Annotated in this window: 16 protein-coding genes; 7 read left to right on the plus strand and 9 right to left on the minus strand. The window is 71.2% G+C overall.

From position 1 onward, the window contains the following. Nucleotides 1-60 precede the first annotated feature (60 nt). Complete coding sequence (locus tag Aph01nite_RS04255) at nt 61-4,209, plus strand: nSTAND1 domain-containing NTPase (protein WP_204039396.1); 4,149 nt, start codon at nt 61-63, stop codon at nt 4,207-4,209. 102 nt (nt 4,210-4,311) lie between these two features. Here the strand turns inward: Aph01nite_RS04255 and Aph01nite_RS04260 are convergent, their stop codons facing one another. Beyond that, nucleotides 4,312-4,686: an HGxxPAAW family protein gene (locus Aph01nite_RS04260; protein ID WP_204039397.1), complete on the minus strand. Its 375-nt coding sequence runs from the start codon at nt 4,684-4,686 to the stop codon at nt 4,312-4,314. A gap of 63 nt (nt 4,687-4,749) precedes the next feature. Here Aph01nite_RS04260 and Aph01nite_RS04265 point away from each other — a divergent pair, with 63 nt between their 5' ends. The 4 genes from Aph01nite_RS04265 to Aph01nite_RS04280 all read left to right on the plus strand — a co-directional run bounded on the left by Aph01nite_RS04265 (nt 4,750) and on the right by Aph01nite_RS04280 (nt 9,813). After that, nucleotides 4,750-5,223, plus strand: coding sequence for a MarR family transcriptional regulator (locus Aph01nite_RS04265; RefSeq protein ID WP_204039398.1), 474 nt, complete (start codon nt 4,750-4,752; stop codon nt 5,221-5,223). 89 nt (nt 5,224-5,312) lie between these two features. Then, nucleotides 5,313-6,233 carry an NHL repeat-containing protein gene (locus Aph01nite_RS04270; protein ID WP_204039399.1) on the plus strand — a complete coding sequence of 307 codons (921 nt, stop codon included), beginning with the start codon at nt 5,313-5,315 and terminating at the stop codon, nt 6,231-6,233. Between the two features lie 187 nt (nt 6,234-6,420). After that, on the plus strand, nt 6,421-8,349 hold the full coding sequence (locus tag Aph01nite_RS04275; RefSeq protein ID WP_204039400.1) for a Xaa-Pro dipeptidyl-peptidase: 1,929 nt from the start codon (nt 6,421-6,423) through the stop codon (nt 8,347-8,349). 84 nt (nt 8,350-8,433) lie between these two features. Beyond that, nucleotides 8,434-9,813 carry a glucose/sorbosone family PQQ-dependent dehydrogenase gene (locus Aph01nite_RS04280; RefSeq protein WP_204039401.1) on the plus strand — a complete coding sequence of 460 codons (1,380 nt, stop codon included), beginning with the start codon at nt 8,434-8,436 and terminating at the stop codon, nt 9,811-9,813. A 58-nt stretch (nt 9,814-9,871) separates the two neighbouring features. Here Aph01nite_RS04280 and Aph01nite_RS04285 read toward each other — a convergent pair whose 3' ends face one another. From Aph01nite_RS04285 to Aph01nite_RS04295, 3 genes are all read right to left on the minus strand, one after another. After that, nucleotides 9,872-10,774 carry an RpnC/YadD family protein gene (locus Aph01nite_RS04285; RefSeq protein WP_204039402.1) on the minus strand — a complete coding sequence of 301 codons (903 nt, stop codon included), beginning with the start codon at nt 10,772-10,774 and terminating at the stop codon, nt 9,872-9,874. A gap of 342 nt (nt 10,775-11,116) precedes the next feature. After that, nucleotides 11,117-12,286, minus strand: a complete 1,170-nt coding sequence (locus tag Aph01nite_RS04290) for a winged helix DNA-binding domain-containing protein (RefSeq protein ID WP_204039403.1) — start codon at nt 12,284-12,286, stop codon at nt 11,117-11,119. After that, nucleotides 12,286-12,903 carry a DinB family protein gene (locus tag Aph01nite_RS04295; protein ID WP_204039404.1) on the minus strand — a complete coding sequence of 206 codons (618 nt, stop codon included), beginning with the start codon at nt 12,901-12,903 and terminating at the stop codon, nt 12,286-12,288. Before Aph01nite_RS04295 ends, Aph01nite_RS04290 begins: the two co-directional genes overlap by 1 nt. 62 nt (nt 12,904-12,965) lie before the next feature. Here Aph01nite_RS04295 and Aph01nite_RS04300 point away from each other — a divergent pair, with 62 nt between their 5' ends. Next, entirely contained in the window at nt 12,966-13,937 is a 972-nt protein-coding gene (locus tag Aph01nite_RS04300) for a helix-turn-helix transcriptional regulator (protein WP_204039405.1), read from the plus strand. A gap of 118 nt (nt 13,938-14,055) precedes the next feature. Here Aph01nite_RS04300 and Aph01nite_RS04305 read toward each other — a convergent pair whose 3' ends face one another. After that, the gene (locus Aph01nite_RS04305; protein ID WP_204039406.1) at nt 14,056-15,114 is read right to left on the minus strand and encodes an NAD(P)/FAD-dependent oxidoreductase; all 1,059 of its coding nucleotides are present in this window, start codon (nt 15,112-15,114) and stop codon (nt 14,056-14,058) included. 162 nt (nt 15,115-15,276) lie between these two features. Between Aph01nite_RS04305 and Aph01nite_RS04310 the strand changes: the two genes are divergently transcribed. Beyond that, nucleotides 15,277-16,161: an RNA polymerase sigma-70 factor gene (locus Aph01nite_RS04310; RefSeq protein WP_204039407.1), complete on the plus strand. Its 885-nt coding sequence runs from the start codon at nt 15,277-15,279 to the stop codon at nt 16,159-16,161. Here Aph01nite_RS04310 and Aph01nite_RS04315 read toward each other — a convergent pair. The 4 genes from Aph01nite_RS04315 to Aph01nite_RS04330 all read right to left on the minus strand — a co-directional run bounded on the left by Aph01nite_RS04315 (nt 16,126) and on the right by Aph01nite_RS04330 (nt 22,672). Further along, nucleotides 16,126-16,986: a sugar phosphate isomerase/epimerase family protein gene (locus tag Aph01nite_RS04315; protein ID WP_204039408.1), complete on the minus strand. Its 861-nt coding sequence runs from the start codon at nt 16,984-16,986 to the stop codon at nt 16,126-16,128. The two genes, Aph01nite_RS04310 and Aph01nite_RS04315, sit on opposite strands and share 36 nt — an antisense overlap. Continuing rightward, nucleotides 16,983-18,038 (minus strand): Gfo/Idh/MocA family protein, encoded by a 1,056-nt coding sequence (locus Aph01nite_RS04320; protein ID WP_204039409.1) that lies wholly within the window; start codon nt 18,036-18,038, stop codon nt 16,983-16,985. The genes Aph01nite_RS04315 and Aph01nite_RS04320 overlap by 4 nt, the downstream gene beginning before the upstream one ends. 59 nt (nt 18,039-18,097) lie before the next feature. Beyond that, the gene (locus tag Aph01nite_RS04325) at nt 18,098-21,412 is read right to left on the minus strand and encodes a PQQ-dependent sugar dehydrogenase (RefSeq protein WP_204039410.1); all 3,315 of its coding nucleotides are present in this window, start codon (nt 21,410-21,412) and stop codon (nt 18,098-18,100) included. 108 nt (nt 21,413-21,520) lie between these two features. Beyond that, nucleotides 21,521-22,672 carry a sugar phosphate isomerase/epimerase family protein gene (locus Aph01nite_RS04330; RefSeq protein WP_204039411.1) on the minus strand — a complete coding sequence of 384 codons (1,152 nt, stop codon included), beginning with the start codon at nt 22,670-22,672 and terminating at the stop codon, nt 21,521-21,523. Between the last annotated feature and the right edge of the window lie 371 nt (nt 22,673-23,043).

The raw sequence follows: 23,043 nt of genomic DNA on the forward strand, positions 1-23,043 counted from the left end.
ATTTGACAGGGCGGCCGGAGATCCAAGATCCTTCCAGTCCTGGAATCCGATGGGGGCGGAGTGGAATTCCACGTTCTCGGGACGCTCGGGGTCACCCGCGACGGCCGGCTCGTCCCTGCCGGCGGGGCACCCAAACTCCAGCTCACCCTGGCCGCGCTGCTGTCCCGGGCGGGCAGCCCGGTGTCCACCGACTGGCTGGTCGCCGCCGTGTGGGGCGACCAGCCGCCCGCGTCCGCGCGGCGCAACATCCACCTCTACATCCACCAGCTGCGGCGGGCCTACGGGACGCATGTCGTGCCCGGCACGCCCGGCGGGTACACGATCGTCACCGGCGGGCTCGACGCGACCCGGTTCCGCGACCTCGCCGCGCGGGGAAGCGAAGCCCTGGACCGCGGAGACCTCGAAGCCGCCCGGGAACGGCTGCGCGCGGCGCTGGACCTGTGGCGGGGACCGGCGTTCGCGGAGTTCGGCGACTGCCCGCCCATCGCCGAGGAGGCCAGGCGGCTGGAGGAGGCGCGGCTCATCGCCCACGAGCGGCTGGCGGAGGCCGAACTCGGCCTCGGCCGGCACGCGGAGGTGGCCGCCGAACTGGCCGAGCTGACCCGGGAGCATCCCTACCGCGAGAGCCTGCGCGGCCACCTCATGCTCGCGCTGTACCGGTCCGGCCGCCAGGCCGAGGCGCTGGAGGTCTTCCGCCTCACCCGTGACCTGCTCAGCGCCCAGCTCGGCATCGAACCGGGCCCGACGCTCCAGCGGCTGCACGAGTCGATGCTCCGCGGCGAAGGCGACCTCGTCCCCGATCCGGCTCCGCCGCCCGACGAGTCGCCGTACCGGGGGCTGATGGCGTTCCAGCCGGAGGACGAAGGGTGGTTCTTCGGGCGGTCCGCGCTGATCGAGCGGCTCCGCGAACTCGCCGGCCGGCTGCCCGTGGTCGGCGTGCTGGGCGCCTCGGGCAGCGGGAAGTCCTCCCTCCTGCGGGCCGGCCTGCTGGGCGGCGCCTCCCGGGACCCCGGCACGGCGGCCATGATCATGACGCCGGGCGAGCATCCGCTGGACACGCTGGCCGACCTGGTGGCGAAGGCGTCCGGCGGGGACGTGCCCGGGGAGCCCGCCACGCTCACCGCCGACGCCGTCAACCTCGGCCTGGAGGCCGTCCCGCAGGAACGCGTGCTCCTGGTGGTGGACCAGTTCGAGGAGATCTTCACGCTGTGCGCCGACGACGCGGAGCGCCGCCGGTTCGTCGAGATCCTGCTGAGCCTCGACCGCCGCGCCGTCCTGGTCCTCGGCGTACGGGCCGACTTCCTCGCCCACATCACCCGCTACCCCGCCCTGGTCGAAGCCCTCAGCGGCGAGGCGCAGCTGCTCGTCGGCCCGGTCTCGCCCGCCGGGCTGAAGGAGATCGTCGTCAGGCCGGCCGCCCAGGCGGGCGTCACCGTGGAACCCGACCTGCTGGCCACCGTGCTCGCCGACGCCGAGGAGGAGCCGGGCAGCCTGCCGCTGGTGTCGCACGCGCTGCTGGAGACCTGGCGCAACCGCGCGGGCCCGAGCCTCACGCTGGCCGCCTACCAGCGGGCCGGAGGGGTACGGGGAGCCATCGCGCAGAGCGCGGAACGCGTCTACGGCGAACTCGCCCCCGCCGAGCGGCGGATCGCGCGCAGGATCTTCCTGAGGCTCACCGCGTTGGGCGACGGCACCGAGGACACCCGGCGGCCCATCTCCCGGGCGGAACTCGCCGGGCTGGCCGGCCCCGAGGTCACCGACGGCGTGCTGGACCGGCTGGCGGACGCGCGGCTGGTCGTGCTCGCGGCGGAGACCGTGGACGTGGCGCACGAGGCGCTGATCCGGGCCTGGCCCCGGCTGCACGAGTGGCTCAGCGACGACCGCGAGGGCCTGTTCGCGCACCGGCGGCTCACCGAGGCCGCGCAGACCTGGCGGGAACTGGACCGGGACCCCGGAGCCCTGTACCGGGGCGCGCGGCTGCTCGCGGCGCGGACCTGGGCGGAGGACCACCCGCAGGAGCTGAACCAGGCCGAGGAGGCGTTCCTGCGGGCCAGCCGGCAGCAGGAGGAGAGCGAACGCGCCGCCGGCCGGCGCCGTACCCGGCTGCTGCAACGGCTCCTGGCCGGGATGGTCGTGCTGTTCCTGCTCGCCCTGGCCGGTGGGGGAGTGGCCGTACGGGAAGGCAGGGAGGCCGGTCACCAGGAGTCGATCGCCGTCTCCCGGCAGCTGTCCCTGCAGGCGCGGTCGCTGCTCGCCACCGATCCCGACCTGGCGGGGCTGCTGGCGATCGCCGCGTACCGGCTCGATCCGGCGGCCGAGACGCGGGGGGCGCTGGTGAGCGTGTCGGCCGCGGCGCGCCGCCGGATCGAGCTCAACGCCGAAGGGCCCGAGATCTTCGGGGTGGCGTTCAGCCCGGACGGTTCGCGGCTGGCCTCGGCGGGCGGCGACGGGACGGTCGGGGTGTGGGATCTGCGCGGCCGTACGCGCGTGGCGGGGTTCGCCGAACCGGGGGCGGCCAGGGGTGTGGCGTTCAGCCGGGACGGCAGGCTGCTCGCGGCCGTCGTCAGGAAACCCGCGCTGGAGGCCAGCGAGGGCGTCGCCGTCGTGTGGGACCTGGAGTCGCGGCTGCCGGTGTTCCGGCGGCCGGGGGAGAGGTTCACCGACGCGATGGCGCTGAGCCCGGACGGGACGAAGGTCGCGGTCGGCGGCGGGAACGACATCCAGGTGTGGGATGTGCGCGGCGGGAGCGGCCGGACCCTGAAGGGACATCGGGAGCAGATCGCGGCGCTGGCGTTCGACCCCGGCGGCAGATTCCTGGTGTCGGCCACCGGCGGCTCCGAGAGGCCCCGCGTCTGGGACGCCGCCGCCGGGACCCAGGTCGCCGAGGTGCCCGCCGACCACGTCCACCGGCTCGGCTTCGACGCCGCGGAAGGCGTGCTCGCCACGGGCTCCGCCTACTACGGCGTACGGCTCTGGCGGATCGCCGCCGGCGGGGTGAAGCCGGTGGTCACGTTGCCGGAGCGTTCGCCGTACACGTGGGACATGTCCGCGCCCGCCGCCGGGCGGATCGCCGCCGCCGACGAGGACGGCCTGATCACCGTCTGGGACACCGAGCGGCGGCAGTCGCTGGTGAGCTACCAGGACAGAAGCCGCACGGAGACGCTGTCGCTGGCGTTCAGCGCCGACGGGTCGAAACTCGCCTCGGCCGGGTTCGGCCGCACCATCGTGGTCCGGGAGCACGCCGTCCCCCCGTTCAGCGGTCACAGCCTGGCCGTGAACGACGTCGAGATCAGCCCGGACGGCCGTCTCGTCGCCTCCGCGAGCAGCGACCGTACCGTCCGGTTGTGGGACGAGAGCGGCAATCTGGTCGCGACGCTCGGCGACCATCCGGACCACGTCCGCGCCGTCGCCTTCAGCCCGGACGGCCGCCATCTCGCGACCATCACGCGCAGCCACACGCTGACCATCTGGGACGTGGCCACCCGGCGGAAGCTCGCGACGGCCGCCTACCAGGGGCTCGGCGCCTCCACCGACCTCGCCTTCGACCCGCGGGGGAGGTTCCTCACCGCGACCGCGCTCGGCCAGTTCCGCTGGGACGTCCGCGACATGGCGCACCCGGCCGGCGCGCGCGGTCCCGGGTACCTCGCCTCGGCGCTGGCGTACAGCCCCCGCGATCCGCTCATGGCGGCCACCACCCCGTCCGGCGAACTCGTCATCTGGGACCTGGCGCTGGAGCGTGAGGTCCGCGTCCTCAGGGCCGGGCAGGGGTCGATCCTCGACGTCGCCTTCAGCCCGGACGGCGGCCTGATCGCCACCGCGGGAGCCGACCGGACCGTCAGGCTCTGGCACGCCGGGACCGGCGAGCCGTACGAGACGCTGACCGGGCACACCGCCGCCGTGCAGGTGCTCGCCTTCTCCCGCGACGGCCGCATGCTCGCCTCCGCGGGCGACGACCGCACCATCACGGTCTGGGACCTTCCGTCCGGACGGCCCGCTGCGACCCTCACCGGCCACACCGCCCCGATCAGAGGTCTCGCCTTCACCGTCGGCGGTGAACTGATCTCCGGGGGAGAGGACGGCAGGATCATCCACTGGCTCCTGAAGCCCGACCCGGTGATCCGCACGCTCTGCCAGGAGATCGGCCGCGACCTCACCCAGGAGGAGCGGGCCGCCTACCTCCCGGCCGCCGCCGACCAGCGGATCTGCTGAGGACCGCGAGCCGGCGCCCGGAAGCGGCGGCAAGGCCGCGTGACCCCGATCGGTCACGCGGCCTTGCCGCGTACTTCCGGGGTCGGCTCGGGACTCGCCCGATCAGCGCCCGGCCGCGGTCAGTTCGGCACTCGTCTGACGGCCGGGAGCCGTCCCCGCGTTCTCTGCGCTCCCGAGGAGTCCACGGCCCGCCAGCCGGCACGCGAGGCAGCGCCCGTGGCCGGTCATGGGGTCCTTCACCCGCCAGTCCCACTGCGCCGGGGGGCGCGGCCCGCTCGGCTTGCCCCAGCCTCTCAGGTGCAGCCACCAGGTGAGCAGCCCGGCGGCGGGGATCAAGCCGAGCCCGGCCCAGATCCCGGCGGGCCGGCCCGTGCACATGCTCACCCCCACCAGGGCGAACCCGGCCAGGGCGACGACGCAGCCGGCCCATCCGGCGACGGTGTGCCCCAGATCGACGTCGTCGTGCAACCCGCTCATCGTCTCTCCTCGTGAGATACTTAGCTCGCGTACTAATTATCTTAGAGACTAAGAGGATTTCGCATGGCAGGCAAGTCGCGTCCGGCCGCCTCCGCCGCCGAGGCGATCGCGGGCATGGACCAGCTCATCGCGCTCAGCCTCGTCGGCCAGCACGACGTCGCCCAGCGCCTCGGGCTGAACGTCACCGACCTGACCTGCCTCGGCCACATCCTGGGCGCGGGAGACGACCCGATCAGCGCCGGGCAGCTCGCCGAGCGGGCCGACCTCACCACCGGCGCGGTGACCGGCGTGCTCAACCGCCTGGAGCAGGCCGGGTACGCCTTCCGGCAGGCCGACCCGTCCGACCGGCGGCGGGTGCGCGTCGTCGCCGACCCCACAGCGGCCGCCCGCGTCGCCGCCGTCTACGAACCCCTCTACCGGCGGCTCGCGGAGCTGATGGCCGACTACACGCCGGACGAGATCGGCGTCCTGACCGACTGGTTCACCCGGGCGACCGCGCTCATGCGGACGACCCTGCGGGAGATCCGGACATCCTGAACCGTCACAAAGTGGACGCCTGCTCGGTAGGTTAAATCTCGCCAAGCGGGCACTTGTCGTCCATCTCCTGACAGATCGGATGTTTCCCAATGAAGTTGGCAGTCGTCCTAGCAGGCTTCTTATCCGTGCTCCTCGCCGGTCCGGCCGTCGCGGCCGAGACGACCCCCGCGAGCACGTTCCCCACCGAGTTCTCCCTTCCGGACGGGTTCCAGCCGGAGGGCATCGCCATCGGGCGCGGCCCGGTCGCGTACTTCGGCTCCCGCGCGAGCGGCGCGATCTACCAGGCCGACCTGCGCATCGGCGAAGGCAAGATCATCAACCCGGGCCCGGGAACCCCGTCGCTCGGCCTCAAGATCGACGGGCGCGGGCGTCTCTTCGTCTCCGGCGGCACCGCCGGCAACGCCCGCGTGCTCGACGCGCGCAGCGGCGAGGTCCTGAAGAGCTACCAGCTCGCCTCCGGCGCCGCGTTCGTCAACGACGTCGCGCTCAGCCGCCACGCGGCGTACTTCACCGACTCGACCAACCCGGTGCTCTACAAGCTGCCGCTGGGACGGCACGGGACGCTGCCGGCCGAAGCGGTGAAGATCCCGCTGACCGGGGACATCGCCTACACGACCGGCATCAACGTCAACGGCATCGCCCCGGCGCCCGACGGCAGGTCCCTGCTCGTGATCCAGTCGAACACCGGCAAGCTGTTCCGCGTCAACCCCAGGACCGGCGCAACCACCCTGGTGGACATCGGCACCGAGTCCCTGGCCAACGGCGACGGCCTGCTCCTCGAGGGCCGCACCCTGTACGTCGTGCAGAACCGGCTGAACACCGTGACCGTGCTGCACCTGGACCGCCACGCCCGGACCGGCAAGGTGGTACGCAAGCTGACCGACCCCCGCTTCGACGTGCCCACCACCATCGCGCCCTTCCGCGGCCGCCTCTACCTGCCCAACGCGCGCTTCACCACGACCCCGACGCCGACCACTCCGTACACCGTGGTCGCGATCAAGCGCCGCTGATTCCCGGGACGCCGTGAACGGCACCGCCCACCGGGGCGGTGCCGTTCGGCGTTCATTGACAGGGCCTGTCGGTTGTGCAATGTCACACAGTAAAACCAAGGTGATGTCGAACCCATAAAGGGATCTTGCCGACTATACGGACGGTGCCGGAGATTGCGGATGTTCTCCCAAGTCTCTGGAGGCTTCTGTGCCACCGTTACGAGCAGCCGTCATCGCCATGGGCCTGGTTCTGATCGGAGCCACCCCGGTGCAGGCGCTCAGCACGCCCACCATCACCGTCGTACAAGGGCGGACCCAGCCGGTCTTCTCCTACGCCGACGCCATCCGCGAACACGTCTACGTCGAGTCGACGGTCGACAGCGACTCCGACGGCCGGCTGGACCGGGTGCGGGTCGACATCATCAGGCCGGCCGGGTCGGGTCCCGGGCTCCGGGTGCCGTCGATCATCGACGAGAGCCCGTACTACGACAACTCCGGCCGGGGCAACGAGGCCGAGCGGAAGGTCTACGACTCCGCCGGGAACCTCGCCAAGTTCCCGCTGTACTACGACAACTACTTCGTGCCCCGCGGGTACGCGGTGCTCAACGTCGACATGATCGGAACCACCCGCTCCGACGGCTGCCCCGACGTCGGCGGCAAGGCGGACGTGCTGGGCGGCAAGGCCGTCATCGACTGGCTGAACGGCCGCGCCAACGCCTACCGCGCCGACGGCACCCCGGTCTCCGCCGACTGGAGCACCGGCAAGGCCGGCATGATCGGCAAGTCGTACGACGGCACGCTGGCCAACGCGGTCGCGGCCACCGGCGTCGACGGCCTGACGACCATCGTCCCGATCTCCGCGATCAGCTCCTGGTACAAGTACCAGCGCTCCAACGGCGTGATCTACAACTACGACTACATGTCGTTCCTAGCCAGGGCGGTCGACACCGACCCCATCGCCAAGTGCGCCGCCGTACGGGCCGGGCTGGACGCCCAGGACGGCGACGCCACCGGCAACTACAACGACTTCTGGGCCGAGCGCGACTACATCGACGGCACCCTGGGCGACGCCTCCCAGGTGCGGGCCAGCGTGTTCGCCGTGCACACGGTCAACGACCTGAACGTCAAGCCCGACCACTTCTCCACCTGGTGGGACGCGCTGGCCAAGAACGGCGTGCCCCGCAAGATCTGGGTCGGCCAGTACCAGCACGTGGATCCCTTCGACTTCGAGGGACGCCGGGACCAGTGGGTGGACACGCTGCACGCCTGGTTCGACTACTGGCTGCTGGGCGTCATGAACGACGTCATGAAGGAGCCCCGCGCCGACGTGCAGGTCGGCCCCACCCAGTGGATCACCCAGCGGGACTGGCCCGAGCCGGCCGCCTCGCCCCACCTCTTCCGCCCGGCCGCCGACGGCACGCTCGGCCTCGTCCAGGCGCAGAAGGGCGAGAAGGTGACCTTCACCGACATCCGCCAGTCGGAGAACACGATGGTCGCCAACGTCGGCACGCCGCAGGCGGGCCGGGTGGCCTTCACCACCGGCGAGCTGTCCCGGGACATCCGCCTGTCGGGCACGCCCGTGATCAACCTGCGCGTGGCGCTCGACAAGCCGACCGCCAACCTGACCGCGCTCCTCGTGGACTTCGGGGACGACAACCGGATCGACTGGCGGCGCGGGCAGGGCATCACCAACCTGACCGAGGAGAGCTGCCACGGCGACGCCACCGCCGCCGACGACGGCTGCTACCGCAAGGTCGTGACGAACATGATCACCCGGCCGCTGGAGATCGTGGCCCGCGGCTGGATCGACGTGCAGAACCGCGACTCGCTGAGCGCGCCCTCCCCGCTGGCCGCCGGCACGTACGGCGAGGTCGAGTGGGACACCCTGCCCCAGGACTACGTCTTCAAGCAGGGCCACCGGATCGGCCTGGTGATCGCCGGGACCGACTCGACGTACAGCGGCGAGACGGCCACCGGGACGAACGTCACCATCGACCTGCAGCGGAGCCGGGTGCGCATCCCGCTCGTGCTCGGCGCGGGCGAGGTGCTGAGCGACAGCGACGTCGCGGCGCGGCGCGGCCAGTGGGTCGGCCCCGGCGAGATCGAACTGCCGGTGCCGGACAACCGCCTCTTCTAGTACCGCTACCCGAGGGCCCGGCGGCATCCCCGCCGGGCCCTCCCGCATTGTGCTCCGACCGCGTTTGTGCTCCCATCTAGCCGCATGAAGGGCATCTCGCCGGCGCTCGCCATCGCCTGCACCCTCGCGCTGGCCGCCGCGTGCACGTCCGGCGGCGACAGGACGGCCGAGGGCGGCGGAACGGAGCCGGGCGAGGTCCGGGTCATCGCCACCGGGCTGCGCGACCCGTACGAGATCGTCTGGGGCCCCGACGGGTACATCTGGGCCACGGAGAAGAGCGGCGGACGCGTCACGCGCGTCGACCCGGCGAACGGGCGGAAGACCGTCGCGCTCACCGTCGAGGACGCCGTGCACACGCCGGGCGGCCAGGACGGCGTGCTCGGCCTGGCCCTCCACCCCGACCTGCTCACCGGGAAGGGCCGCGACTGGGTCTACGTGGCCCACACCTACGCGGACGGCCGGGACCACCGCACGAAGATCGTCCGATACACATACGACCAGGCCGGACAGGTCCTGAAGAACCCGCGCGACATCCTCGCCGGCCTGGTCGCGGGCGTCGACCACCAGTCCGGCAAGCTCAGATTCGGCCCCGACGGCAAGCTCTACTACACGATCGGCGACCAGGGGGCCAACCAGTTCGCGCTCTACTGCGAGACCATCCGGGCCCAGACGCTCCCCACCGCCGCGCAGGTGGACGCCGGCGACTGGAGCGCCTACCAGGGCAAAGTCCTGCGCCTCGACCTCGACGGCTCCGTCCCGGCCGACAACCCGGAGTTCGGCGGCGTACGCAGCCACGTCTACGCGGTGGGCTTCCGCAACGCCCAGGGCCTGGCCTTCACCCCTTCCGGCCTCCTGTACGGCACCGACCAGGGCCCCAAATCCGACGACGAGGTCAACCTCCTCCGCCCCGGCAAGAACTACGGCTGGCCGCACGTGGCCGGCTACCGCGACGACAAGGCGTACGTGTACGCCCAGTGGGCCGAGGCGAAGAACGGCTGCGCGTCTGAAACGTTCAACGACTACGCCATTCCTTCGGACGTTCCGTACGCGGAGGAGAGCGACTGGAACGACCCGGATTTCACGCCGCCGCTCGTCACCTTCGAGACCGTGGCGGACGACTTCGACTTCCAGGCCGACACCGACTGCGTCAACCCGGCGACGCAGTTCGTCTGCTGGCCCACGCTGGCCCTGTCGAGCCTGGAGGCCGGCCCGTCCGGGACGCTCCTGGCGACCTCCCTCAAGGACGGCGCCGTCTACCGCATCCCGCTGACGTCCGGCGGCGAGAAGGCCGGGACCGCCGCCAGGATCGCCGACACCGTCAACCGCTACCGCGACACGGCCCTGGACCCCGGCGGCGGGACCCTCTTCATCGCCACCGACAGCGCGGGCCTCACCCGCGACGAGAATGACTCGCCCACACCCGTGCTGAAGAACCCGGGCGCGATCCTCGCCTACGAGCTCTGATCAGCTAGCCGGGCGCAGAAGGCCCGTCCCGGCGGAGGTCTGTCCACCCGCCTGGAGTTCAGGTGAAGATCTCGTCGGCCGTGTCGACGATCGCGGCGCGGCGGACCCAGGTCTTGAGCAGTGTCGGGTCCTGGCACTGGCTGATCCGGTCGCGTACGCCGGAAGAGATCTCCAGGCCGCGGGCGTCGAGGACAGCCAGGATGGAATCCGCCTCGCCCTTTGCGAGTCCTTCCGCGAGTCCTTCCGCGAGTCCTTCTTTGCGGCCTTGTTCGACCCAGTGGTCCAGGTATTGCCGGGCAGCGCGCTCGTGGTGCTCGCTCGCTGTCGTCACAATCTCCTCCAGGTGCTTGCGTGCCACGCTTGGTAGTGCGTTGAACACGTAGTTCAAATATAGCTTGACCCGGTCTTCGTCCACGGAGTCCAGCGCCGTGAGCATGGTCGTCAGCGCGTGCCGGCCTTCGGGGCGTTCGGCGTGGGCCAGGGCGGAGAGTACGGCCAGTTCCGGGCTGGCGCGTGCCCGGTCGGGGTCGGTGATGAGGGGGACGCGGCCGGGGTGGACTGCCAGCGGGGTGACAGTTCCGCTGGGGCCCAGGGTGATGGCGCGTTCGCACCAGCGGGCCACGGTCGCGTCCGGGCAGATGACCATGAGTGCGGTGGGGCATTTGAGTCGTGCGCGCAGGGTGGTGGCGTAGACGGGCCAGCTGAATCGTTTGTGTGTGTCGTGGTTGTTCTGCACTTCGACGATGAGGGCGAACTGGGCGCCGCCGTTGGTGTCGCGCAGCACGACCACGGAGTCGGCGCGGAATTCCACCGGGGCCAGTTGGGAGCAGTCCGCGGCCTCGACGGTGGCGGTGGCGAACGGGGGTGGGTCGACGCCGACGGCGTCGCGGAGTAGTTCGACCGCGATGGTGGGGCGGTTGTTGATGAACTCGATGGTCATTTCGTGATCGATTCCTGGCACGTGATTGAGGATACGATAACCATCTGAGTGTGTACGTATTGCTGTCGTCTCGTGGTGGAGAAGTTTTCTACTCGGGGTGAGGTCTGGGTTTACCGCCTACCTCATGGGCGTCACTGGCATAGGAACTGCAGTTTGAACAGGTTTGAGGTCGAGTTCGAGGTCCGTTCGCCGTCGGTCAGGTCAGGACGCCGTGAGCCGTCGAGGTTGAGCAGGCGGGATATGGAGCCGGTTTCCATCGATCCCGGTGCGGGCCATGTGCGCTCGCCCGTGCCGAAGTCCGCGGGCGGGCCCTGACTATCTCGCCCTGCTCATCCTCGGCAAGGAGATCGGCAAGGAGAAGCGTCAGGCTCTGCCGGAGGCGACGCGCACGCCGTGGCTCCCGCTGTCGGAGAGGAATGACGCCAGTTCTCGCCCTTCCTCGGCGACGGCGTCGCGCTCGGCGGGGGAGAAGCCTCGCAGCGGGCGGACGACCACGGTGTCCGCCTCGACGTTCCAGGTCGCGGAGACCCGGCCGTCGACCAGGACGACGCGCTCACCGGCGACCGACAGGCCGCGGTGCTCGTCGTCGATGATCCGGCCGCGGTTCTGGTAGCCGAGGATCGCGTTGTCGAACGCCGGCAGGAACCGTACGGGAGCGGGCGTGTCGGGGTCGGGGAGCGGCGCGCCGGGCAGGTCGAGCAGCTCGCGGCCCTGCTCGTCGCGGAAGGACACCAGCTCCTCCCGGATCGCGGCCACCGCCGCCGGCAGTCCGGCCAATCCGGACCAGGCGCGCAGGTCGGCCACGCTCGCGGGCCCGAACGCGGCCAGGTAGCGCCGCGCCAGCGCCTGCCCGACCGGATCGGAGCCCTCCGAAGGGGGCGGGTCGACCTCGCGGCCGAGCCACGAGGAGAGCAGCACGTTCCGCACCCCTGACTTCGTCCGCCACACCCCGCGCGGCGGCGCCTGCGCCACCGGAACCAGCGCGGAGATCAGCATCTCGCCCAGGGCTCGCGGCGAAGGATCCGGCCAGCGCTCCGCCAGCGCCCGCGTGATCTCCGCCATCGAGCGGCCCTCGCCGTCGGCCAGCAACGCCCGGCCCGCCGCCGCGAGCTCGTCGAGATCCACCCCGTCCAGGTCGCGGCGGTAGACCCCGAGCACCCGCTGGCGCAGCATGGCGCCGTGCCGCTCCCGCCAGGCCAGCATGTCCCCGGCCGTGACCAGGTGGACGGTACGGCGCATGAGATGGACCCGCACCACGCTCCGCCCGGTCAGCAGGCCCGAAAGCACCGCCGGGTCGAACGCGCGCAGCCGCGACCAGAGCCCGATGAAGGGCTCCTGCGGCTCCTGCGCCTGGAAGCCGCCCACGTGCGCGACGGCGTCGAGGACCGGCACGCTCGCGCGGTCGAGCAGCAGCTGCCGGGCCAGTGTCGCGCGGTTGAGCGCCCGGGCGTCCAGCACGGTCGTGCGGGCGGCCGCCACCCGGCGCGTGGCGCCGGGCCGGGGCGGCGTCCCGATCTGGTCGAGGTCGGTCATCAGGTGGACGTCTGCCCGTCGAGGGTCTCCCGCAGGATGTCCGCGTGCCCGGCGTGCTGGGCGGTCTCGGCGATCACGTGCAGCACCACCCGGCGTACGCTGCGCACCTGGCCGGGCTCCTGCCAGGGCGCGTCCGGCATGCGGTGCGTGGCCGACAGGTCGGGGACGGCGGCGAGGACCTCCGCGCTCCGGGCGGCAACCTCCTCGTAGCGTTCGAGGATCCCGGCCAGCGTCTCGCCGGGCAGCATCTGGAAGCCCATCTGGTGATCGATCGCCCACTGCGGGATCTCCCGTGCGGTTCCGGCCTCCAGGTCGGCCCAGCTGACCCCCTCGGGCAGGTCGAAGTTCATCGAGGACGGGCCCTCTACCACGAAGCGCATCCACCCCTCCTCCACGGACGTGACGTGCTTGATCAGCCCGCCCAGGCAGAGCGCGCTGACCGTGGGCCGCTCGCCGGCCTGCCCGTCGGTGAGCCCGCGGACGGTGTTGATCAGGGCCGCCCGGGCGATCGCGAGTTCGGCGAGCAGCTCGGTCCGCTCGACGTCGAGCGTGGGGATGGTCGTGACAGTCACCGTGGTCGCGCCCTTCTGGTCGTTCTCGTTGTCCTTGTCTGGCACACGACTACCGTCTCAGGAGAAGCGGCCAGGAAGTGTCCTCTTCTCCGGGCATGATGGGAATCATGCCGAAGACCTCCGCGCGACTGCTGTCGCTGCTCTCGCTCCTCCAGGCGCGCCGCGACTGGCCGGGGGCGCTGCTGGCCGAACGGCTGGACGTCAGCCCCCGCACCGTACGGCGCGACGTCGACCGCCTGCGCGAGCTCGGCTATCCCATCACGGCCATGAAAGGCCCCGACGGGGGTTACCGGCTCGCCGCCGGGACGGAACTGCCCCCGCTGCTGTTCGACGACGACCAGGCCGTCGCGCTCGCCGTCGCCCTCCAGATCGCCACCACCAGCGGCGTCGGGATCGAGGAGGCGGCGGCGCGGGCGCTGAACACCGTCCGGCAGGTCATGCCCGCGCGGCTGCGCCGCCGCATCGACACCTTCCGGGTGACCGCCGTCGAGCGGACCACGAGCAGGCCGAAACCCCAGGTCGGCAGCGGTGTGCTCATGGCGCTCGGCGCCGCCGTGCACGCCCGCGAGGTGCTGCGCTTCGACTACACCCGCCCCGGCGGGGACGACCCGGACGCGCCACCGCGCCGGGTGCAGCCCCACCACCTCGTCACGTGGGGCGGACGCTGGTACCTCGTCGCGTGGGACCTCGACCGCGCCGACTGGCGCACCTTCCGCGCCGACCGCATCGTCCCGCGCACCCCCACCGGACCCCGTTTCACCCCGCGCGCCCTGCCCGGCGGCGACGTGGCCGCCTTCGTGACCAGCAAGTTCCAGGGCGCCGACGGCTGGCCCTGCCGCGGCGAGGTGATCCTCGACCTCCCCGCCGCCACCGTCTCCCGCTTCATCAACGAGGGCATCGCCGAGGAACTGGGACCCGACCGCTGCCGACTCGTCCTCAGCTCGTGGTCGTGGCTAGGCATCGCCGCCACGCTCGGCCGGTTCGACGCCGCCATCGAGGTCGTCGGCCCGCCCGAGCTGAGGGACGCCTTCGCGCACCTGGCCCGACGCTACGCCGACGCGGCCGGCCCAACAGGCTAGAAGCGCCTGAACAGGATGACCCGAGGAACGGGCCTCTCGCCGATATCCGGCACCGTTGACGCAGGTGACGCTACTCGCCGCACCGGCGCCAGGAGTGACCGGCTCCGGGCGCCGGACTTCAGGCGCCGATGGCCGCGCGGGCGCCGAACGTCGCGCCGCGGCACGCTCCCTCCTTGACCACGGCCGCCGTGCGCCCGGCGATGTAGGCCCGCCGGAGGGTGTCGTCGAGGTGGGTGAACTGGGCTACCGCGTCCTTCCGCCCGAGGCTGACGCCCAGGGCGAGATACCGCGGCGTGAACGGCCTGGGCTTGTGTCCCTCGACGAGGCGGGCCAGGTTGTCGGCCGCGTGGGCGGCCTGCGGTTCGGCGCTCTGGCAGGCCATCCGCGCCCCGGGCACCGCCGCGCAGTCGCCCACCGCGAAGATCCGGTCGTCGGTGACGCTGCGCAGGTACTCGTCCACGATCGCGCGGCCTTCCGAGTTCACTTCCAGGCCGCTGCGGGCCGCGAGGTCGGGGACGCCGGAGATGATCGCCCAGAGGGTCAGGTCGGAGGCGAGAGCCGTACCGGAGCGGAGGTGGACGCCGCCGCCGGTGACCGAGGTGACGCCGTCGTCCACGATGTCGACCGCCAGGCGGGCCAGTCCGGCGCGGACGCGGCGCAGAGCCTCGTGGGAGAAGCAGTCGGCGACCGAGGGGCCGACGAGCCGGACCCGGACGTCGGGTCGCGCGGCGGCCACCTCCGACGCGGTCTCGATGCCCGTCGGGCCGCCTCCGATCACGGTCACCGTGCTTCCGGCGGGGAGGGCGGCCAACGCCGCGCGGCCCTGTTCCGCGCCCTCCCAGGTGCCGACCGGGACGGTTTCCGGCAGGGGCGTGACCGTGCTGCCCACGGCGAGGAAGGCGTAGTCGAAGTCGGCGCTCGTGCCGTCGCCGAGGGTGAGGACGCCGTCGCCGATCTTGTCGACGGTGGCGACCCGCGAAGTGATCCCGTCCCGCAGCATCGAGGTGAGGGGCTTGGCGGCGGCCGCGGTGCCCGCGACCCGCTGGTGCAGTCGGATGCGCTCCACGAAGTCGGGCCGCGGATTGATGACGGTGATCTCGGCGGCTTTCACCTTCTTGGCGAGCCGGTTCGCCGCGTACGTGCCCGCATAGCCGGCTCCCACCACTATGACCTTCATGTCGGCCTCCTGTCTGGATGACTGGTCGCTCATGAGATGCCGGAGGCACGATCCTTGTGACACGAAACGTGCGGTGACGTACGTCATAGTCGCGACGTGTCACAGAACGGCCGGGCCTGGCATCTATTGGGGACACCCGTCCGCGAAGACAGGAGTGAGGGCATGAGCGAGGACCTCGCCACCGAGACGTTCACGGCCCACCGCAATCTGCTCTTCACGGTCGCCTACGAACTCCTCGGCTCGGCGGCCGACGCGGAGGACGTGCTCCAGGAGACCTGGCTGCGGTGGGCGGGCGTCGACCTGGACACGGTGCACGACCGGCGCGCGTACCTGGTGCGGATCGCCACCCGGCAGGCGCTCGCCCGCCTGCGCGCGCTCGGCCGGCGCAGGGAGTCGTACGTCGGGCCCTGGCTGCCCGAGCCGCTGCTGACCGCGCCCGACGTGGCCGAGGACGTCGAACTGGCGGAGAGCCTGTCGATGGCCATGATGCTCGTGCTGGAGACGCTCACTCCGACCGAGCGCGCGGTCTTCGTCCTGCGCGAGGTGTTCACCCTCGGCTACGACGAACTCGCGGACGCCGTCGGGAAGAGCCCGGCCGCCGTCCGCCAGATCGCCCACCGCGCCCGGGCCCACGTCGCCGCGCGCCGCCCGCGCGGGGTCGTCTCCCCGGCCGAGACCCGGGACGCGCTGGAGGCGTTCCAGCGGGCCGTCGAGACGGGGGATCTGCGGGGTCTGCTCGACATCCTGGCGCCGGACGTCGTCCTCGTCGGCGACGGCGGAGGGGTCAAACAGGCCATCCTGCGGCCCATCGTGGGGGCCGGCAAGGTGGTCCGCCTGTTCACCGCCGGCCTGGCCGCCGCCTGGGCCCAGCTGTCGCTCGAATCGACGCGGGTCAACGCCTGCCCGGCCCTGCTCGTCCGGCTCGACGGGGAGATCGACGGCGTCATGACCCTCCGGGTGGCGGACGGGTTGATCACCGGCATCTACTACGTGCGCAATCCCGAGAAGCTGTCACGCGTGGCCCGGGAGACCGCCGTGACCCGCTGACAGATCCGCCCAGCGCAACAGGTCGGCCCGTACGCGTGCCGCATCCGCCTCCGCCGCGTCCTGGACGATCAGCGGCACGGGCGCGAGGCGGGCCAGCTGCCTGAACACGGCCGGGTAGTCCATCAGGCCGGCCCCGGCCGCCGAGTAGCCCTCGGTGACGACGTCCTTGGCCTGCACGCCGACGACACGGTCGCCGAGCAGGTCGATCGCCTCGCCGATGATCTCGTCCTGCCGGGCGACGGTCGCCGGCGTGAGCAGGTTGGCCGGGTCGAGCACGATGCCGATCGGCGCGTCCGTACCCAGGCCGGCGAGGAGCCGCGCGGCGGCCGGCGAGTCGAGGACGACGTTGCCGGGTTCGGGCTCCACGCCCAGGCGTACGCCAGCCGCGCGGGCCGCGTCGAGCAGTGGGTCCAGGGTCCGGCGCAGGTCGTCCCACGCGCCCGGAGCGGTGTTGCCGGGGTGGGCGCGCCACATGTCGTCGGGGTCGCGTGTGCCCGTGCACAGCGTGACCACGCCGGCGCCCAGGGCGGGGGCCAGCCTGATCAGGCGTGCCGCCCGCGCGGTCTGGTTCGCGCGGAGAGCGGCGTCCGGGTGGATCGTGTTGTAGGTGGCCGACACGCTCGGGACGGCGAGACCGGCCGCGTCGAAGGCGTCGCGCACCTTGGCGAAAAGGTCGTCGTCGGCGCTGAGGGTGGGCACGCCGATCGCGGCGGAGTTCCAGTGCGCCAGCGCGTAGCCCGCCGCCGCCACGGCCTCGGCCACCTCGGCGGGGGTCTCCCGGACGAAGGTGCGGGCGAAGATGCCGAGGCGGCCGGACAAGCTCACAGGGCGATCTCCTGGCCGCTCTCGGCGGCCGCCGCGGTGGCCTCGATGAGCCGGACGGCCTGCAGCCCGTCGTGGACGCCGGGATCCGGCTCGCCGCCCGTCCGGACCGTTCGCGCGAAGGCTTCGGCCTGGCGCTCGTACGCGTCGCCGTCGGTCAGCGCCGGGGTGACGGTCTCCCCGCCCGCGTACGCCCGGACGATCGACGCCTGCCGGTAGAACGGGAACGGCGTGTCCACCCGGACCGAGCCGGAGGCCCCGAAGACCTCGACGCCCTCCGACGGCACGCCCGGCGTGTCCACGATGATGTTGACGGTGCCGATCGCGCCCGACGCCATGGTCAGCAGCACCTGCCACACCTGGTCCCAGCTGTCCCGGCTGTCCCGGCCGTGCCGCCGGTGCCGCGCGACCACGGACTCCACCTCGCCGAGCAGGAACCGGACCGTGTCGAAGACGTGCGCGCCGTGGGTGACCAGGAGATACCGCTGCCGGTCCGCCTTGAACGACGCCTCGCTCTCGCGGGCCGCGCGGTCGGCGTACACACGGGGGAAGAGGGTGGCCTCGATGCCGGGGCGCAGATCGCCGATGCGGTACCAGGCGTTGAAGGACCGGATCTCGCCGAGCCGCTCCGCGACGAACCGCCGCGCGTACCGCAGGCCCTCGTCGTGCCGTTTCATCGCGCCGACCTGAAGGACCAGCCCGGTCCTGCCGACCAGCTCTGCCAGGGCTTCGGCCTCGGCGGACGTGGCGGCCAGCGGCTTCTCGACCAGGACGTGCCGGCCGGCGGTCAGCGCCTCCGCCGTGATCGGATAGTGGAACCGGTCCGGCGCGGCGACCAGGACCGCCTCGACGGCCGGATCCGCGAGCACCTGGGCATGGGTCGTGTACGCGGCCGTAACGCCGTAACGCCGCGCGACGGCTTCGGCGACCTCCGGGCTCGGATCGCTGACGGCGGCCAGCTCGACCCCGTCCGCCTTCTCCAGGGCCGGCAGGTGCGCGACCTGGGCGATCCGGCCGCAGCCGATCAGTGCCAGTCGCAGCGGCTCAAATGCCATCAAGCCACCATATTGGGCAGGGCGGGGAAGGGCCGCGGTGGCCCCTCCCCGCCCGTGTGTCAGAGCTGCAGCCGGGCGATCAGCGCCTGGGCGTCTCTGTCCAGGGCCGCGCGAACTTCCGCACTCTTGACGTTGTCCCGCTTGTACAGATCCTCGATGAAGCGCACCAGCTCGTCCCTGGCCGCTCTCGGCTTGTTCAGGCTCAAGCTGTACTGGGCGTCCTCAAGGTGACGCACCAGCTTCTTGGCGCCGTTCACGGTGATCACTCCGCTGTCCCTGAAGGCATTGACCAGCGTGGTGAGGTCCGCGTACGACGTGGTGGTGCTGAACGCCACCGACTGGGTGGTCGTCCTGCCCGCCTTGTCCTTGGCCGTGGCCGTGAGCGTGTGCGCGCCGAGCGGGAGCTTCCACAGCGGCACCGCCTCGCCGGAGGTGACGGGCTGGCCGTCGATGGCGAGCGTGACCGTGTCCACGCCCGACGTCGCGTCGGTCGCCGTCGCCACCGGGGTGATGGAGCCGGAGTTGCCGTATTCGGTCTCGGCCACCCCGCTGACCGTCAGGACCGGGTTGGTCTTGTCGATCTTCACGGTGAGGGTGCCGACCGGCGAGACGTTGCCCGCGGTGTCGGTGGCCCGGTAGCTGACCGTGTGGGTGCCCTCCGTGTTGAGCGTCACCGGGTTGTTGGCGTTCAACCAGGTGGTGCCGCCGTTGAGGGAGTACTGACGGCTGGCGACCGCGCCGTTGTCGGTCGCGTTCACCGTCACGGTGACGTTGTCGGTGAACCAGCCGTTGGCGCCGGTCGGCGCCGCCGGGTTGGTGGTGGCGGTCACGGTGGGCGGCGTCTTGTCGCCCACCCCGTCACCGGAGAAGGTGAAGGAGTCCACCTCGACGCCGCCGCTGGAGGTGACGAACAGCTTGCCGCTGCCCGTCGGGGCGCCGGCCAGCGAGGTGTCGACCGTCTGCCAGCCCGATCCGGCGGGGATCGCGACGGTGGCGAACGGCTCCGCGGTGGCCGAGTTCCAGCGCAGCGAGAGCGTGCCCGCGCCGGAGGCCCTGGTCTGGACCGAGTTCACGCCGATGAAGTTGACCGGGTCGTACACGATCGAGTCGCCCGGGTCGAACGAGGTGATCTTGCCCCGGCCGGAGGCGTTGTCGTCGTCGGTGTCGGTCACGCCGTTGAGCTGGTCGGCGTGCTCGGCCTGCTGGAGCTTGGGGTTGAGGATGAGGCTGGCCTCGCCCAGGGCGGGCGGGATGCCGTTGGCGCCGTTGTCGCGGTACTGCACCACGACGACGCCGAAGATGTTCTCGGTCTCGCCGTGCTCGGGCGCGTTGGCCGGGGTCGGCCAGGTGCCCGCGCAGCCGCTGCCCAGCGTCTCCGGGTGGGCGTGGGTGTCGTGCCCGAGCCCGAAGGTCCACTGCACCCGCGAGCAGACCGGCGAGTTGCCGTCCTCCGCGTCCGTGACCGTGATCTGGTACGGGATCGCGTTGCCCCAGTCGAAGAACGCGCCGTTCGGCGGCGTCGTCACGGTCACCACGGGCGCGGTGTTGCCCACGGTGATCTCGATCGAGGTCAGGCCGGTACGGCCGCCGGCGTCGGTGACCCGGAGACGCGCGATGTACTGGCCCTGCGCGGCGTAGGTGTGGCTGGTGGTCACGCCGCTCGCGTCGAAGTCGCCGTCACCGTCGACGTCCCAGTCGTAGGTGAGGGCGCCCGGCTCGGCGTCCGTCGACGCGGAACCGTCGAACTGCACGGTCAGCGGCGGCGCGCTGGCCGACGCCTTGTCGACTGTGATCTTCGCCTGCGGCGACTTGTTGTCGGGCGCGTAGTCGATCCGGTAGAGACCGGCGTCGGGGTTGGCGCGGAAGAAGCCGTCGCCGTAGTCGAGCACGTACAGCGAGCCGTCCGGGCCGAACTCGATGTCCATCGGGCTGTCGGTGAACGGCATGGCCGCGGTGCGCAGCGCGCTGTTGGGCAGGAAGTGCTCGATCGCGGTGACCGGCCCGTCCGCCCCGGTGAACGTGAAGGCCGCCAGGTAGTCCTGCGAGAACTCGGCGAAGAACGCCTTGCCGTCCCAGTACTGGGGGAACTTCGACGTCGAGGGGTTGGCCGCGTCGTAGTGGTAGATCGGGCCGCCCATCGGACCCTGGCCGGTCTGCGGGTCGAAGTTCACCAGACCCGCCCACTCCGCGGGCTGGTGGGTGGCGTTGTCGCCGTAGTACAGGTCGGCGGGTACCGCCGGGGGCAGCTGCGCGATGCCGGTGTTGTACCGGGAGGTGTTCGCCGGTCCCGCCGCGCAGTCGAACCACTCACGCGGCTGGTTGGTGGCGAAGTCCCAGTTGTTGTAGTTGAAGTTGTCGCCCGTGCAGTACGGCCAGCCGCTGTTCATGGGCTTGGTGAGCGGGGTGATGTTCCACTCGACGTAGCCCATCGGCCCGCGGGTGGCGCTCGGCGCGCCGGCGTCGGGACCGTAGTCGGCCCACGAGAGGGTGCCGGTCTCGGCGTCCACGTCCATCCGGAACGGGTTGCGCACGCCGGTCACGAAGACCTCGGGCCGGGTCTTCTCCGTGCCCGGCGCCCACAGGTTGCCAGCCGGGATGGTGTACGACCCGTCCGCCTGCACCTTGATCCGGAGGATCTTGCCGCGCAGGTCGTTGCTGTTGCCCGCGCCGCGGCGGTCGTCGAACCCGGGGTTCATGCCGGGCGCGTCGTTGTTGGGCGCGAAGCCGTTCGCGCCCGGCGTGCTGGCGGGCGTGTTGTCGCCGGTGGCGAGGTAGAGGTTGCCGTCGGCGTCCCAGTCCAGGTCGCCGGCGACGTGGCAGCACTGGCCGCGCTGGACCTCGACCTTGATGATGACCTGCTCGGTGGACAGGTCGATCGCGTCACCGGTCCACTTGAAGCGGGAGAGCTGGTTGTAGCCCTTCCACTGGTCCCAGTAGCTGTCGGTCTGACCGGCCGGGAGCGAGTTGGGCGCCGAGCCGGTCGGGGTGGTCGCCGGGTACGGCGCGGTCATCGTCCGCGGCGCGTAGTACAGGTAGACCCACTTGTTCTCGGCGAAGTCCGGGTCGATCGCGACCGTCTGCAGGCCGTCCTCGGAGTTGGCGTAGACGGGGATGGTGTTGATGACCTTGGTGACGCCGGTGGCGGGATCGGTCAGGCGGATGTCGCCGTTCCGGGCCGTGTGCAGGACCCGGCGGTCCGGCAGCACGGCCAGGTCGATCGGCTCGCCGACGTTCTTGGTGAGGGTGATCTTCTCGTAGTTCGACCAGGTGGTCGCGGGCTCCGCGGCGGCGGCCGGCGCCGGCACCGCGAGCAGGCTCAACGGCAGCGCCAGAGTCGTCACCAGGACGCCCAGCGCCTTTCGGGTACGCTGCATGAAGGTACTTCTCCTAGGGCGAGGAGTATCAGGACCGGACCGCCACGCCCGCCGGGGCAACGGCGGAAGCGCATGGCGGTCCGGCATCAGTCGTGACCGGCTACGCGGTTACTCGTAGTAGCGGTCTTCCTTGAGAGCGGCCCAGTTCTCGTAGCTCAGGCGCGCGAAGTCCAGGGACTGGCTCGGAACGGCGCCCGAGGGAGCATTGTCCTGCTCGTACATCGGGTGGTGCTTGTCCCGGATCTTGACCCGGTTGAAGAACTCCTTGTAGCCGATGTCACCCGTGCCGAACGGCACCATGTCGTACCCGTTGGAGTTGGCCGGGTTGAGCTTGCCGTCCTTGATGTGGAAGAGCGGGTAGCGCTTCTGGTTGTCGCGGACGAGGGAGAACGGGTCGAAGATGTCGGTCTGGACCGATCCGTCCGCCGCGGTGAAGAGGGTGTGCCTGTACTGCGCGACGTGCGCCCAGTACAGGTCCATCTCCAGGAAGATGAGGTGCTTGTCGGTCTCGTTGAGGAAGTACTCCAGCTTCCGGATGCCGGAGGAGCGGGTCGGCCGGCCCAGCCCGTCCAGCGGGCCGCTGTCCAGCAGGAAGTTGTAGGCGGCGTCGTGGTTGTGCGTGTACAGCTTGAGCCCGGCCGCCTGGGCCAGCTGGCCGAGGGTGTGCCACTTCTCGATCGCGACGTCCCAGTCGGCCTTGAAGTTGCTGTTGGTCGGGTCGTTGCCGGTCCCGACGTGCTGCATGCCGATGATGTTGGCGATCTCCAGGGTCCGCTGGAAGCGGTCCAGGTCGGCTTGGCTGAGCGGCCACGAGCCCGGGATGAAGCCGTGGTTGCCCTGCGCCTTCAGGCCGTACTCGTCCAGCCAGGACCGGAGTAACGTGGCGCCCTGGACGGTTTCCAGGTTGGCGCCGCCCTCGGAGTTGGCGTTCTGGGTGTAGCCGGCGAACTCGACCTGGGCGTACCCGATGGCGGAGAGCGCCTCGAACACCCGGCGGAAGCCGGACGGGAGCGGGCTGGTCAGCGGGTTGCGGCTGATGGCGTCACGGACGGTGTAGAGGATGATGCCCCGCTGGGACGCGGGCACCAGGGCGTGCCGCTCGTCACGTACGGGAGCGGGTTCGTCGGCCTGAGCAGCGCCGGGGAGGGCGAGCGGAATGGCGGCCGCGGCGGCCATTCCGGTGGTGGCGGCCATGAATTGCCGTCGGTTGAGACCGAGGCTACGGCGGAGCGAGTCTTCTCGGGCATGCGTGTCGCTCACGCTTACTCCCTTTCCATCGAGGGACGCGTGCGCCGATCACGTCACTGTGATTCGTGTCAAGCCCGCGAGCATGCCACCGCTGTTGAGCCGAGCGATCACATTGTTACTACGCGATCAGAACGGGGTCAATGGGTCTGTCACAATGCTTGATCGGCACACAGGGAAAGATTCATGTCACTTTGGGTTACATGTGCAGTACAACGTCACATGAGACCAATTCTGATCACAAATCGGCAGACTTCTGTTGACAAAAATCAAAAGTTCTACCTATTGTCACGAAATGTGTAGGACATGTGCGGTTACGCCTACAAAACATCCGATGTATCCGCGTTGAAGGAACGCGACTCGCGGGCCTGAAACAGCAAATGACC

Source organism: Acrocarpospora phusangensis (assembly GCF_016862995.1).
Lineage (GTDB): Bacteria > Actinomycetota > Actinomycetes > Streptosporangiales > Streptosporangiaceae > Acrocarpospora > Acrocarpospora phusangensis.